This window comes from Aliiglaciecola sp., from assembly GCF_039982535.1.
Classification (GTDB): Bacteria; Pseudomonadota; Gammaproteobacteria; order Enterobacterales; family Alteromonadaceae; genus Aliiglaciecola.
Genome location: NZ_JBDWYG010000044.1, coordinates 1 through 14,050, shown reverse-complemented (window position 1 = coordinate 14,050; position 14,050 = coordinate 1). Strand labels below are relative to the sequence as shown.

General features: G+C 39.8%; 17 protein-coding genes and 1 pseudogene. 9 read left to right on the top strand and 9 right to left on the bottom strand.

The genetic code is table 11. The annotated features are described in order from the left end of the window. From ABJV04_RS14050 to ABJV04_RS14040, 3 genes and pseudogenes are all read right to left on the bottom strand, one after another. Positions 1 to 141 (bottom strand): annotated as a pseudogene (locus tag ABJV04_RS14050) (transposase); the annotation flags it as partial. A 154-nt stretch (positions 142 to 295) separates the two neighbouring features. Beyond that, a complete protein-coding gene (locus ABJV04_RS14045; RefSeq protein ID WP_348492178.1) occupies positions 296 to 511 on the bottom strand; it encodes a hypothetical protein in 216 nt (71 codons plus the stop codon). Between the two features lie 81 nt (positions 512 to 592). Beyond that, positions 593 to 1,348: a helix-turn-helix transcriptional regulator gene (locus tag ABJV04_RS14040; RefSeq protein WP_348492177.1), complete on the bottom strand. Its 756-nt coding sequence runs from the start codon at positions 1,346 to 1,348 to the stop codon at positions 593 to 595. 127 nt (positions 1,349 to 1,475) lie between these two features. Between ABJV04_RS14040 and ABJV04_RS14035 the strand changes: the two genes are divergently transcribed. The 3 genes from ABJV04_RS14035 (at position 1,476) to yiaA (ending at position 3,296) form a co-directional block, all read left to right on the top strand. Further along, positions 1,476 to 1,835: a hypothetical protein gene (locus ABJV04_RS14035; RefSeq protein WP_348492176.1), complete on the top strand. Its 360-nt coding sequence runs from the start codon at positions 1,476 to 1,478 to the stop codon at positions 1,833 to 1,835. A 54-nt stretch (positions 1,836 to 1,889) separates the two neighbouring features. Next, positions 1,890 to 2,699 (top strand): DUF2145 domain-containing protein, encoded by an 810-nt coding sequence (locus ABJV04_RS14030; protein ID WP_348492175.1) that lies wholly within the window; start codon positions 1,890 to 1,892, stop codon positions 2,697 to 2,699. 126 nt (positions 2,700 to 2,825) lie between these two features. Beyond that, positions 2,826 to 3,296 carry an inner membrane protein YiaA gene (gene yiaA, locus ABJV04_RS14025; RefSeq protein ID WP_348492174.1) on the top strand — a complete coding sequence of 157 codons (471 nt, stop codon included), beginning with the start codon at positions 2,826 to 2,828 and terminating at the stop codon, positions 3,294 to 3,296. 67 nt (positions 3,297 to 3,363) lie between these two features. On the opposite strand, the gene ABJV04_RS14020 is transcribed toward yiaA, so the two are convergent. Beyond that, on the bottom strand, positions 3,364 to 3,759 hold the full coding sequence (locus ABJV04_RS14020; RefSeq protein ID WP_348492173.1) for an OsmC family protein: 396 nt from the start codon (positions 3,757 to 3,759) through the stop codon (positions 3,364 to 3,366). Between the two features lie 33 nt (positions 3,760 to 3,792). Beyond that, a complete protein-coding gene (locus ABJV04_RS14015) occupies positions 3,793 to 4,623 on the bottom strand; it encodes a S1-like domain-containing RNA-binding protein (protein WP_348492172.1) in 831 nt (276 codons plus the stop codon). A 128-nt stretch (positions 4,624 to 4,751) separates the two neighbouring features. Here ABJV04_RS14015 and ABJV04_RS14010 point away from each other — a divergent pair, with 128 nt between their 5' ends. From ABJV04_RS14010 to alr, 5 genes are all read left to right on the top strand, one after another. Beyond that, the gene (locus tag ABJV04_RS14010; protein WP_348492180.1) at positions 4,752 to 5,477 is read left to right on the top strand and encodes a 5-oxoprolinase subunit PxpA; all 726 of its coding nucleotides are present in this window, start codon (positions 4,752 to 4,754) and stop codon (positions 5,475 to 5,477) included. Positions 5,478 to 5,912: 435 nt separating this feature from the next. Next, on the top strand, positions 5,913 to 6,626 hold the full coding sequence (pxpB, locus tag ABJV04_RS14005) for a 5-oxoprolinase subunit PxpB (RefSeq protein ID WP_348492171.1): 714 nt from the start codon (positions 5,913 to 5,915) through the stop codon (positions 6,624 to 6,626). Continuing rightward, a complete protein-coding gene (locus tag ABJV04_RS14000) occupies positions 6,623 to 7,597 on the top strand; it encodes a biotin-dependent carboxyltransferase family protein (protein WP_348492170.1) in 975 nt (324 codons plus the stop codon). Before pxpB ends, ABJV04_RS14000 begins: the two co-directional genes overlap by 4 nt. A 16-nt stretch (positions 7,598 to 7,613) precedes the next feature. Then, the gene (locus ABJV04_RS13995; RefSeq protein WP_348492169.1) at positions 7,614 to 8,477 is read left to right on the top strand and encodes an aminotransferase class IV; all 864 of its coding nucleotides are present in this window, start codon (positions 7,614 to 7,616) and stop codon (positions 8,475 to 8,477) included. 45 nt (positions 8,478 to 8,522) lie between these two features. Beyond that, the gene (alr, locus tag ABJV04_RS13990) at positions 8,523 to 9,638 is read left to right on the top strand and encodes an alanine racemase (protein WP_348492168.1); all 1,116 of its coding nucleotides are present in this window, start codon (positions 8,523 to 8,525) and stop codon (positions 9,636 to 9,638) included. 38 nt (positions 9,639 to 9,676) lie between these two features. Here alr and fur read toward each other — a convergent pair whose 3' ends face one another. Next, positions 9,677 to 10,099 carry a ferric iron uptake transcriptional regulator gene (gene fur, locus ABJV04_RS13985; RefSeq protein ID WP_348492179.1) on the bottom strand — a complete coding sequence of 141 codons (423 nt, stop codon included), beginning with the start codon at positions 10,097 to 10,099 and terminating at the stop codon, positions 9,677 to 9,679. 337 nt (positions 10,100 to 10,436) lie between these two features. Between fur and ABJV04_RS13980 the strand changes: the two genes are divergently transcribed. Further along, positions 10,437 to 12,398, top strand: coding sequence for a methyl-accepting chemotaxis protein (locus tag ABJV04_RS13980; protein ID WP_348492167.1), 1,962 nt, complete (start codon positions 10,437 to 10,439; stop codon positions 12,396 to 12,398). 109 nt (positions 12,399 to 12,507) lie between these two features. Here ABJV04_RS13980 and fldA read toward each other — a convergent pair whose 3' ends face one another. The 3 genes from fldA to ABJV04_RS13965 form a co-directional block, all read right to left on the bottom strand. Continuing rightward, positions 12,508 to 13,032 (bottom strand): flavodoxin FldA, encoded by a 525-nt coding sequence (gene fldA, locus ABJV04_RS13975; protein WP_216047513.1) that lies wholly within the window; start codon positions 13,030 to 13,032, stop codon positions 12,508 to 12,510. A gap of 40 nt (positions 13,033 to 13,072) precedes the next feature. Then, on the bottom strand, positions 13,073 to 13,291 hold the full coding sequence (locus ABJV04_RS13970; protein WP_348492166.1) for a DUF2788 domain-containing protein: 219 nt from the start codon (positions 13,289 to 13,291) through the stop codon (positions 13,073 to 13,075). Positions 13,292 to 13,351: 60 nt separating this feature from the next. Then, positions 13,352 to 14,050, bottom strand: a 699-nt coding sequence (locus ABJV04_RS13965; protein ID WP_348492165.1) for an alpha/beta fold hydrolase, incomplete at its 5' end; no start/stop codon positions are given.

The window sequence follows — 14,050 nt, the reverse complement described above, 5'->3', positions numbered from 1 at the left end:
AACCCATTGACGGCGGTGCTCAAAACTCTTTCCGGTGACTTCATCCTCTCCACACAAATAAGCTCGGCGTACACAGCGAGAAACACAGTGATAGTAGGGGGTATCCGTCAAACAAATTTGCCGCTTCCTTGCTAAAGGCATCGTTCTTCCTGTTGAACTTAATGCCTTGAGTGTAGTTGATAGTTTGACCGTAGTGGTCCAGTTTGTGGCTGTCTAAATTTGAAGCTTCACGGTCTAGTTTGTGGCTGTCTAAAATTGAAGCTTCACAGAAACAGTGGCTGTCCAATAAAAAAGGCTACTCCTTAACGGGAATATCTTCGAGTAACTTTTTAATTGCTGTATTGTTGTTTAAGTTTGCTAAATCCATGAGGTAGCTTTTTTCAAGGGCTTGCATTGGCTGTCCTGATAGAAGCTCTTTTACCGATTGTTCTTCACCATTCACAATCGCTGTTTTTAGTGCAGCAAAATGCATAAAGTTATTGTCATCTTGATTCGAGTTTTCCGGTGTCATTTGTTGCTCCCAGGTTAATTTTTAATCCCATAAAGTTTAAATATTAACCTAGCATATTAGGCGGTGTTTTAAAAATCTGCGCTATCTTTTATCATTTTCATCACCATTTCTGCGCATGCTTTCAAACAACGAAGGTTCCCAAGGCCGCATGGCCATAAGTATGCCCATATGTTGACGTTTAGATAATGGTAAGGAGGCATCTTCTTGGTTAAGATCTGACGCTTCTTTAGTGAGTTGATTTAACTTACGTTGAATGATCTCTATTGAGGTTTGCGAATATCGACCACGGATATAAAGCCTGAAATTCCACTTTTCATCCTTTTTCGGCGCCATGAATTTCACCATAACCTCTTGTTCCATAAATTTCTCTAATGGACCACCAGGTATCCACCTAAAGTCTTGGGCAATTAAGGTTTTATAATGGTTGTTGGGCAATAAGCTGATAATTTTAAGCTTGTCTAATTTTGCTAATAGGCGGGTACATTCAAATTGATCAATATCGTAATGTTCGATTAATTCCTCAAACTTCCATGAATCCCGCACACACACAGCCACCAACAATAATTTAGGATCGGCAAGTAATTGTAGTTCTTGCTCTTCGGTGAGTTGGCTGAGCTTCTCAGTTTGCTGTTGTGCAACCACAAACAGATCAGAAAGTGACATCTGGAGTACGTCGCAAATTTCTTCTAAACGTTCCAATGTAAAACTATTGGTTGAAAATATGCGTTTTATATTGGCCTCGCTCATAGCTAATTTATCGGCAAGATCTCGATAGGTAACTTGCTGTTGTTTTAAAAGTTGCTTGAGTGTTTTGCTAACCTGTCCAATTTGACTCATTTCTGCCCTTTGGTATTAAAATAATGAACTATTGGTTGACTTTTAGTATACATAAAACAACTTTGTTTACATAGGGTATACCCAGTAGCTATTGTTTATCTCGTTCACAACAAACAGGAAGAACAATATGAAACGTGTAACAAGCGCTCTAATTATGATTTTATCGATGGCATCACTAAATACTCAGGCAGCAGGCTCAGCTCATCACAGTGGTCAAGCAAGCAAACATACTGCTCTAGCAGCATCAGAAGGAGTTGCATCCACTGCTAAAGTTGCGAGCGTTGCTTTGGTCACCCCAGTGATTGTCGCTGGCGGTGTGAGTTTAGTTGCTGGAAGTGTGGTTGCCGAAGCAGGAGACGCACTAAGTGACGGTCTAAAATCTTCTCATGCCAGTTCTCATCATCACCATCATCAACATACTTTGATTATCACTGAGCATACGATCACGGCCGATCCTGCGCCCAGCCAAGTAATTAACAAAAAGTAAATTAACAGCGCTCTTTTGAATCATTTTAATAACCCTTGTAAGGAGAATAGGGAAATGAAATCTACGACAGTTTATCTATTTATTATTGTTAGCATTTTTAGTTTTATTAGCCCCAATGCATTGGCTGGAAGTCAAAGTGATGCACCTAGTCAGCATGCACCAGAACAAATTATTAAGTTTGCAAAAGACGTAGAAAAGTATGCCGCATCTAAAGGCGCTAGAGCATTTATTATTGCTAGAGTGGGCAGACCAGAGAAAGATTTGCCCGAAGGTATTAAGTTTACCCATACGGCTGTTGCTCTATATTCAAATATTACCTTGGATAATGGCGAAATTGTTCAAGGTTATGCAATACATAATCTTTACCAGCAAAGCGGCAAGGCCAATAAGAGTGAGCTGGTCGTCGATTATCCAGTAGATTTCTTTTGGGGAGTACATGAATTAACTGCCGGGATTTTAATTCCTAGTGCTGAAGTGCAAGACAAATTAATTGATTTGATTGCTTCAGGAAAAGATAAAACCTTGCACAATCAAAATTATTCAGTCATTGCCAACCCATTTAATTCGACCTTTCAAAACTGTACTGAATATACTCTAGATTTGTTGAACTCGGCTATTTATAACACCCAGGACGTCGCCCAGTTGAAGGTTAACGCGAAGGCACATTTCCAAGCCCAACGAGTAAAAACTAGCCCGTTTAAGTTATTTTTTGGCTCAATGTTCATGGATGATGTCACTACTCAAGATCACAATGGCAAAGTGTACACCACCACGTTCACAACCATTGGCCAGTATTTACGTGAGAACAAGTTGGCCAGCGAGTTTATTACCTACACGGCTGATGGAGATATAAACTCTTTATAAAGTATATTATTTATAAACTTTAAGGCTTGAAATAATCTACATCTAACAACTGGGTTTATCATTCGTGTTTTTGAAGGCAAACTCTATCCATACCTTAATCAACACACGAAACAAGTGAGAATTATTATGACAACACAAACGTTAAAGACTTCGATGCAAGGGCCTACCAAATCTTATACCTATGCAGCCATTGCCGCTTTACTTATCGGTATCGGCGCGTATGGCGTGGGACTCTTCAACGCACAAATGTTACTTAATGAAAAAGGTTACTACTTGATTACCTTACTTTATGGCTTGTTTTCAACCGTATCGTTACAGAAAAACGTACGAGACAAAGCTGAAGGCATTAAAACTTCTTCTATTTACGGTACCTTATCTTGGTTATCAGCAGGACTGGCCATTGTACTCTTAGTAATTGGTTTGATTAATGCAGATTTATTATTAAGTGAAAAAGGGTTTTACGGAATGGCCTACACATTAAGTTTGTTTGCTGCTGTGACTGTCCAGAAGAATGTTAGAGATACTCAGGCGTTAAACAATGATAAAACTGATGAAGGGAAAAATTACACAGAACAAACGGAATTAGCTGCAGACTAAAATAATTAGTAATTAAAAATTCGTTAATTAAAGCCTGTTTAGCTACTAAACAGGCTTTTTGAGGTTATTAGTCCTCAACTCGGTAAGATGTGGTGATGTTCACATTACCGGCTAACATTAGCATCACTGAGCAATATTTTTCACAGGATAACTGAACCGCGCGAGCCAGATGTTTATCACTTATTTTTTCACCGCTCACCACATATTCTGCATGAATATCGGTAAATACTTTAGGTGCCGATTCCGCGCGAGTGGCCTTGAGTTCACAACGACAACTAGTTAGGGGAAGACGAGATTTTTTCATAATTTCAACTACATCAACGGAAGAACAGGCTCCCACCGATAATAGAACGGTTTCCATCGGTGTTAATTGTTCACCATTGCCATCTAATTGAAGAGTTTTACCTGAGTCTGTTTCACAATCAAACAGCATATCTTTTTGCCAAGTAACGGTCGCCTGCATTTATTGTTCCTTGTTAAGGTCGTTATAGTTTTACTATATCAGTGTGATTTTGGTTTTATCGATTAAAATACGTTTTTGCTTAAACAGCGAGCCTAAGGCCTTTTTGTAGGCATTTTTACTAGCTCCAAAGCGCTGGGTAATTTCATGGGGAGGACTTTTATCCGTTAAGGTGGATAGGCCATCATGGGCAATCAGATCATCAATTATAAGCTCGGTTAACTCTTTTCTAGCTTGCTCGTTGTGAAGCTGAAAACACAAATCGATTTTTCCGTCTTCGCGTATTCGTTTCACGTAACCTTTCATTTTTTGGCCAGTGCGAATAGGTTTAAATACTTCATCTTTAAAAATCAAACCGAGGTGCGTACCGTTTATCACTGCTTTGTAGCCTAAATCTGTGCGACCACAAATAATTAAATCCGCTTCTTGTCCGGCTTTCAGATCATTGCCGTCTTCCGATAAAAAGTCGCGAAGTTTTGTCGATGCCGCAAGTCGTCCAGTTTCTGGATCTTCAAATACATAAACCACGTATTCAATACCTTCAGACAGGGGACGTTCCTGCTCACTAAAAGGTACTAATAAATCTTTTTCTAAGCCCCAATCTAAAAAAGCACCAACACGAGTCAGGCTTTTTACTTTTAAAACAGCCACTTCATTAACCTGGGCGAGGGGGATTTTGGAGGTCGCTATAATGCGATCTTCGCTGTCATGATAGATAAACACATCCACCATTTGACCAACTTCACAACCTTCAGGTGCAGAACCATTTGGCAATAAAATACGTTCTACTTGTGAACCGTCCAGATAAAATCCAAAGGGTAATTTGTCAACCACTTCTAAGTGATTCATTTTTCCAATTTGTAGCATACACCTGACTTTTTTTAAGAATAAAGTAAACTAGCGAATCTTAGTTGTGATCTGCGAAAAAATCACTAAGTTTGAATTCGCCTTAGATCACCATTATATCTGAATTTACAAGGAGCAATAAGCGCTTGATCAAACTAAATTGTGACTTAGGTGAAAGTTATGGCGCGTGGCGGATGCCACATGACGATTTAATTATGCCTTATGTTGATATGGCAAACATTGCTTGTGGATTTCATAGTGGCGACCCACAGGCTATTCAATCCGCCATACTTTCGGCAAAACAACACAATGTGAAAATTGGCGCACACCCGTCCTATCCTGACTTACAGGGCTTCGGTCGTCGCAGTATGGCACTAACGGAAGATGAACTCATTCCGCTTTTACATTATCAAATTGCGGCATTGGAGGGTATGGCAAAGATACATTCGAAGACCGTCGATTATGTTAAGCCTCACGGTGCGTTGTATAACGACATGATGGCCAATAAAAGTTTATTTGAAATTGTGGTGAAGGCTGTCAGTCTTTACTCCGAGGCATTAGTATTGGTCGTTCAAGCTGTATCGAATTGGCAATCATTTCAACAAATAGCAGATCAGTATAACCTCGATCTTCAATTTGAAGCGTTTGCCGATAGGCGCTATGCAGAGACCGGTTTGCTTCTTTCTAGGGCGAAACCTGGTGCTGTATTGCAATTAAATGACATGTTCGCTCAGGTACAACGAATGGTAAAAAGTCAAGAAGTGGTGTCCGCATCTGGTCAAGTTTTACCCTTAAAAATTGATACTTTGTGTGTGCATGGTGACAGTGCCGGTGCGGCCGAGGCGGTAAAACATATCCGTGAATTATTATCTTAATGGCTGTCGTGGAATTATGGCTGCCCTGGAATTATGGATGTCCTAGAATTAAGGCTGTCCTGGAATTATGAATGTCCTAGAATTATGACTGTCCTGGAATTATGGCTGTCCTGGAATTATGACTGTCCTGGAATTATGGCTGTCCTGGAATTATGGCTGTCCTAGAATTATGGCTGTCCTAGAATTATGATTGTCCTGGGATTATGACTGTCCTGGAATTATGACTGTCCTGGAATTATGGCTGTCCTAGAATTATGACTGTCCTGGAATTATGGCTGTCCTGGAATTATGGCAGCGGGAGCGGCCGAGGCGGTAAAACATATCCGTGAGTTATTATCTTAATGACTGTCCTGGAATTATGGCTGTCCTAGAATTATGACTGTCCTAGAATTATGGCTGTCCTGAAGTTATGACTGTCCTGGAATTACTAGAATTATGAGAAGCGAAGCAATTAACATAAATGTAGCCAGTGAAAATGCCGTTATTGTCTATTTTGATGGGCCTACACTGAATCATAAAAATCAACAAGTAAGTATGTTTGTGCATTTATTGGAACAAGCTGACACGCCTTGGTTGTTAGACATTATTCCTGCTTATCACTCGGTATTAATTACCTATGACATATTTCTCACAGATTATTTTGCAGTAAAAGCGCAAGTACTCGGGTTAACTAAAGCGCTGCAAGTTGGCGAGAGTGAACAAGCTGGTTTGTCACAGGAGTCTAAAATTGTAGAGATTCCTGTATGTTACGGTTTGTCTGAGGACAATGATTTACAGCGTATCGCTGAGCATAATCAGATCTCTGTCGATGAGGTTATCCAAATACACCAACAAAATAGCTACCGTGTTTATTGTTTAGGCTTTGCCCCTGGGTTTGCATTTTTAGGGGAAACCGATGAAAAAATCGCAACTCCAAGGTTAACCAGTCCACGTAAAAAAGTGCCCAAAGGTGCAGTGGCCATAGCTGATCGGCAAACCGCTATTTATCCTAATGTGTCGCCGGGAGGATGGAATATTGTTGGTGTCTGCCCGTTAGAATTATTTGTCCCAGAACAAACTTCTCCTTCTCCTTTTAAAGTAGGTGATACCGTTAGATTTAAACCCATTAGCGAAGATAGGTATTATCAAATTCTGGAGCAGAATTCGTGACTGATGTTGTTGAAATAATAGCGACCGGTTTGCAAAGTATTTTAGTGGATGCTGGTCGAAGAGGTTATCAACACTTAGGGATCACCACTGGAGGGCCAGCTGATCGACGAAGCTGCCAATGGGCCAATTGGTTGTGTGACAATCAAAACATCGCCCCAAGTATTGAAGTGATTGGTTGTGGATTTAGTTTCAAAAGTCTTTCTGAATGCCAAGTGGCTGTTACAGGGGGGGCAACGGAAGTTTGTATTAATGGTCAACAGCAGCCATCGTGGCGCAGTTTTCAACTGCATTCAGGCGACATTGTTACCATTAAAAAAGCAGATAATGGACTACGTAGTTATGTGGCTGTCCATAAAGGATTTGATGTTGGCGAAATCTTTGGAAGTTGCACAACAGTGATACGGGATAGGCTAGGTGGCTTAACAAAAGACGGCCAAGCGTTGCAGCAGGGGGATAGAATTGCATTCTATAGTCAAACTCCTGCTACTGACCCCAAAACGCCAAAAATTGCTCCTCTTGCTGCTCAAAGAAGTGTTAAAGTTGCGGTCAACAGTGAATTAACCTTGAGATTAGTTGAAGGGTATCAAGTTAATGATTTTACCCCTGTGGCTTTACGACAATTTTATCTTCACCAATACATTGTCAGCCCTGACTCAAGTCGAATGGCGTGTAAATTGACTGGCAATCCTATTGCCGCACCAAACCAACCCATGTTATCTGAAGGTATTACCCGCGGAGCAGTGCAAATTCCTCAGCAAGGCTTACCCATCATAATGTTGGACGATCGGCAAACGGTAGGAGGCTACTTTAAATTGGGGAGTGTGTTGTCCATTGATTGTGATTTGTTGTCTCAAGCTACGCCAGGTTGCAAAGTCACTTTTTCAGCAGTGGATATTCAAACCGCCCATAACTTAGTCAATTTAGCTGAGATTAAACACGCTAATCTATTCACTCAAATTCATTCTAATTAACATTTTTGGCCGCAATATGACTGAAGCAACTGTATACCTCAATGGCAAATTTATGCCTCAAAATGAAGCGATGATATCGCCACTGGATCGTGGTTTTTTATTTGGAGATGGGATTTACGAAGTGATCCCAGCCTATGATCGCAAAATGGTTGGTTTTGGCCCACATATCGCCCGCCTACAAAGTAGTTTAACCGCCATTGGTATTAGCTTAGATTGGTCTGATGAAAAGTGGCGAATCATTTTGTCTGAACTTTTGGCGCAAAACAGCGGCGATAGCTTAGCGGTTTATATTCAAGTAAGTCGCGGTGTGAGCCCTAAACGCCAGCATGGTTTTCCAGATAATGTTGAACCAACCTTGTTTATGATGTGTTATGCCATCAAAGCACCAGTTAACTATGATGATAATAACAACAAAGGATTAGCCTTGGTAAGTCAGCAAGATTTACGTTGGCGGCAATGTCACATCAAGTCGACTTCTCTGCTAGGTAACGTTTTGCATTATCAAAGTAGTCAAGATCACAAAGTAGACGAATGTTTACTTTACAATGAAAGTGATCAGATTACCGAAGCATCATCTTGCAATGTTTTTGTGGTTAAGGACAATCAGGTTTTTACACCGCCTTTAGACTCCCAATTATTACCTGGAATTACTCGAGCCATCGTATTAGATCTTTTGAAAACCCACACTGATTATCAAGTGATGGAACAAAATATTAGTCTAGAACAAGCCCGGTTGGCGGATGAAATATGGTTAACAAGTTCGACTAAAAATATTGCTCCGGCGATAACCTTAGACGGTGAAAACATCGCCGATGGAAAGATTGGAAAAGTTTATAAACAAATAAACTCGTTATTTAATAAATTTAAATACGATTACTGATGTTTAATTCTTCACTATTTTTATTGCCCTAGGACACGCTATTTAATGACTCGCCCCACCGAGATTACAATTGATTTAAACGCCTTGATTGCTAATTGCCATTATGCTCAAACGCTATCGCCAGACAGTCACACTGTGGCTGTGGTAAAAGCCGATGCTTACGGCCATGGTGCAGCAGAAATTGCTAAAGCATTGCAGCAAAGTGTCACTATGTTTGCAGTCTCTAGCTTGGAAGAAGGTATTGAATTGCGCCAACAGGGTATTTCTCTACCGATTTTATTGTTGGAAGGGTGCTTTACTCAAGAAGAGCTATTTAATGCTTGTAAACAAGGGTTTAGCGTGGTTATGCATAACCTGAAGCAGTATCAAATGCTGGAAAGTTTGGATACCAATGCGAATATTGATGTTTGGTTGAAGGTTGATACGGGCATGCATCGACTTGGTTTTGCACCTGAACAGGTAATGGATATTTATTCAAAACTAAATAGCGCAAAACAGGTAACAAATGTGGTGTTAATGACGCATTTGTCAGCGGCTGATGAAACCAACAATAACTTTACGAATGAACAACTAGCAAAGTTTATAAACTGCCGTGAACAGTTAGAAAAGCAATTCTCTAAGTCAATCAAAACCAGCATTGCGAACTCGGCAGGGATAAAAGCATGGTCTCTGGCGCGGGGGACATGGAATCGTCCTGGCATCATGTTATATGGTGTTTCTCCTTTTATGCCTGAGGATAAATTACCTGAAGATGATATGCAGCAGCACCTAGTCCCGGTAATGACGTTTAAGTCCAAAGTGATAGCTCTACGCAACGTTCCAACAGGTGAGAGTGTGGGTTATGGCAATACTTGGGTCGCTGCCCAAGACTCTGTAGTTGCTACCATAGCCGCAGGTTATGGAGACGGTTACCCGCGCACTGCGAAGCTTGGCACACCGGTTCTGGTAAACGGTCAAAAAGCTAAACTATGCGGGAGAGTCTCAATGGACATGATAACGGTTGATGTGACAGGTTTAACCGAGGTAGAAATTAATTCTGAAGTGGAATTGTGGGGTAAAAAACTATTAGTTAACGAAGTGGCATCTTGGTCAGAAACAATAGGTTATGAACTGGTTACTAGAATGCCAAAACGAACACCTCGGAGAACTATTAATCCATAGAAGATTGAACTTAATTTCAATCTTCTTTTGCCAATGTTCTAATCTTCGTCACAACTATCGTCAGTACACTCACCATACAAATATAAACTGTGATGGGTTAACTTCATTTTGTTCTGAGCTGCAACTTCTTCTTGACGCTTTTCGATGATCGGATCTTCAAATTCGATGACTTTGCCACATTTTAAACACACTAAATGATCATGGTGTTGCTTATGACTTATTTCAAAAACTGATTTACCACCTTCAAAGTGGTGTCTGTTCAAAATTCCTGCATCATCAAACTGATTAAGAACGCGGTAAACTGTGGCTAAGCCTATTTCTTCACCTTGTTCTATCAATAATTTGTATACGTCTTCCGCACTAATATGTTGGTTTGCAGGCGCCTGCAAAACCTCGAGAATTTTCAATCTTGGTAGGGTGATTTTAAGCCCTGCTTTTTTTAATTCTTTATTTTGATCCATCTGTATTTCTAAACGATAACTGGTGGGTTCATTATAGGGAAGTAATTCAAATATGAAAGGGATAGGGGACAAACTAATCACTAAAGTGGATAAATATTTCAACTTAAGCAACATTTTTTTAACATGCTACCCTTTAAGAATCAATTTAACGAAATATTCGGCACTTACGTAGTATCAATACAAATACGTATTATGGAATTGATTAACGACAAAGGGTGTAATAACTCGTTGAATTTTACCAATTAAGAAGTTAATCGGTTAGTTGAGGTGAAGGTTAAATATGAGGCTAAACGTTATAGGCAAGATTATTACTGGTTTTATTTTGTTCGGCTGTGTAATGCTAGTTACAAATTTAATTTCATATCTTGGTTTAGCCGATATACGCCAATCCGCGCAAAGTGTGGTAGAACAAAAAATGCCTGTGCAAGCTAATATGTTGCAAATTCAAACAGGCATTTTGTCACTTTCGAGTATCTCTACCAAAGGCTATTTCGAACAATCATTGAGTCAATTACAGAACAACCAACAGATGTTCAATCAGTTGTCATCTGAATTTAAGCAAAGTCTTGAAAGCCTCAATCAAATCATAGGTGATAAAAACTCACCTTTTCAACAAGGTGCACAAAGTGCGTTAGCCTATGTTAGCCAATCTAAAAAAATGTACCAAGCAAGGGAGACGCAGCTATTGTTAACTGCCGAGGTTAAGGAAGCAGCCACTAATATTATTGCTATGGCTGATGAGACCAGTGCATTATTAGGTGATTTGACGTTTTTAGAAGGTGATGATCCCAATCTTGATATTCTAATTGGAACTGCAATCAATGCAGACAACAAAATTATGCCTTTGTTTGGGTCAATAAAAGAGTATATCGCCACTGATGATAATCAAATAAGTGACACTATTAAGGGGGATATCGAATTTACCCTTAGTAATGTGCAAGTTGATATTGATTATATTAATAGATTGGCTGAAACCATCGATACGCAAGGGTATGTGCAATCGCTCAATACTCAATTTTCGCAATTGCAAAATTTGCTGCAGCAAGATCCTGGGGTATTTTCAAAACAACAACAAAAACTTGCCTTAGTTGTGCAAGCAAAAGATTTCAATGTGAATGCGAATGCGCATTTAGAGGGGGCGAAACAGCAGTTTTCTACGGTTTTTTCAGAGGTTAATCAAGACACATTAAAAGGGCAACAGGCGATTATAGAAACTGTTAACTCTAATATTTGGAAAGGCCTAATTTTGTTATTTATAGCCATAATGGCGGCTATTATATTTGGCAGTATCTCCACACGAAGTATTGCCTCTCCCTTGGGAAGGATTAATCGCAGTTTGGCAGTTATTAGTAGTGGTGATTTAACCCATAAGGCGTATTCAAGCAATCAAGATGAATTTGCGATTCTGGCAACGAATGTTAACAAGGTCACTGAAAACTTACATGCTGTTGTTGAAAAGATCCTCCTTCAAGAAAAATCATTAGAAAATGCCACTGAGACCACCGCTAACCTTAGTAAACAAACATTAGAGCAGGTTGAGCAGCAAAAGGAACAGCTTAGCTTAACTGCCACAGATACCCATTCCATTCGTCAAGCCAGTAAGTCGAATATCGAACAGATTCAACACGGCATGCAGAAGTTGCAACAAGTTAGTTTACAAAGTGCCAATGTCAGTCAATTGGTGACTTCCACGCAAACACAAATATCTGAACAAACCGAGCAGGCCGCACAATCCTCGAAAATAATTAATCGATTAGATGAAAATAGTAAAAAAATTGGCAGCATATTAGATGTGATTAAAACGATTGCTCAGCAAACCAATTTGTTAGCACTAAATGCCGCAATTGAAGCGGCCCGAGCTGGCGAACACGGCCGAGGTTTTGCCGTAGTGGCAGATGAAGTAAGGACCTTAGCGACGCGAACCCAAAACTCCACGGAAGAAATTGAATCCATGATCGTTAGTTTACAAACTGATGCAGAACACGCGGTTAAGGCAATTAATACAGGTGCCGAGTATGCTAAACAAAGTGAAGCACAAATATTTGATGTAGCCCAACAAGTCACTGAAATTAACCAAACCATAGACGGTTTACGGGAAATGAATCAAGATATTGTCAGTGACAGTTTAGAACAAGATGAGTTGTTTGAAAAAATAGCTGATAATTTGGCCAATATAGTGGCATTAGCAGAGCAAAGTGCACAGTCGACCCATTCCTCTGCAATGGCAAATAAAACATTAACCAATTTAATGGTGGAAATGAAAAAAGCTGTTAGCCAGTTTAAGTTGTCATCGTTATAAAAAACACCAGTGATTTAACTGGCTAAACTGACTAAGCAAAACAAGCGTTAGATGTTAAACGTGTATCCAACGCTTGTTTGATGAGGTTGGGAAACCTAAATCGAGAAGTTTAAGCTAGTTCAGATAAACAAAGTTCTTCGTGAATTTGTTTACACCAATCTTTCACTCTTTGTTCGGTTAACTCGGGTTGGCGATCTTCATCAATTCCCAGACCGACAAAGTGCTCATCATCAGCCATACCTTTCGAGGCTTCAAAATCGTATCCCTCGCAAGGCCATTGTCCTACTAAAATAGCGCCTTTGGCTTCCACGATATCACGTATCATACCCATAGCATCAAGAAAGTACTCTGCGTAATCTTCTTGATCTCCACAACCAAAAATAGCGACTAATTTGTCATTGAAATCTATTTCTTCCAATTCAGGAAAAAAGTCGTCCCAATCACATTGAGCTTCACCGTAATACCAAGTTGGGATCCCAAATAAAAGTAAATCAAACTCGGCTATGTCCTCTTTACTGCTTTTGGCAATATCATGAACATCAATAAGATTCTTACCCAGTTCTTTTTGGATCATTTTTGCAACGTGTTCGGTGTTGCCTGTATCACTTCCAAAAAATAAGCCTACACTTGCCATTCCAACTTCCTTTACTTAACTAATTCGATGCCTAATTGTATTAGATGCCATTGTTTTCCCAGAAGATCTGGATCAAACCTTTAGCGATAAATCCGGCCGCACCCAAAAATAAAACAAGATAAACTACTGCTCTACCAAGGAAAGGCACATTGTTCTTTTTCAACACATCGTGTATCGCAAACCCCATTAGGGCAAAAAGCGCAACCAAAGTCAGGTTTAACACGATAGCTTCTATTTGCTCATAATATTCATTTAGCATCGTAAAACCTTCAGAATAAAAAAACGCGCAGAATATACCATACAAAGTGACACAAGCGAATTACCCACAAGTATCATTTTGCAAAAAATCTCTAACCAAACGATTAAAAATGGCGGGTTTTTGTGCATGTAACCAATGTCCTGCAGAACCTATGACTTTGGCACTGCTATTTGGAAATAAAGAACCAATAATGTGTTTGTGCTCAGGCAGTATATAATCTGACTGTCCACCTTTGATAAAAAGTACTGGAGCTAAACACGGTTTATCACTGTTGATCCCTTCTGAAATAGCAGGGTAATCTCGTTGCAAAAGTGGCAAGTTAAAGTCCCAACGCCATTTTCCATCTACTTGCCTTAAACTTTTTAGTAAAAATTGACTGACGCCGGGTTCTTCTAAAAATTCAGACATAAGCGCGTCTGCCTCGCTTCTCGACTTTATATTTTCTAAATTAACCGAGTTTAAGGCTTTAAAAACATTTTGATGACGCGGTGTATAACTAACAGGCGCAATATCTGCGATAACTAATTTTTCCACCAGTTCTGGGTTATCGAGGGCTATCTTCATGGCGATTTTACCCCCTAAGGAGTGCCCCAATATGGATACCTTTGTTAACTTCAACCATGAGATTAATTGCACAATCTCATTGGCATAACGAGTGAAAGAAAAGCCGTCAGTAAACGCGGATTTACCGTGGTCTGGTAGGTCGATACTCAGCACATTGAAATCACTTTCGAGTGCCTTCCTAACCATAGACAAATT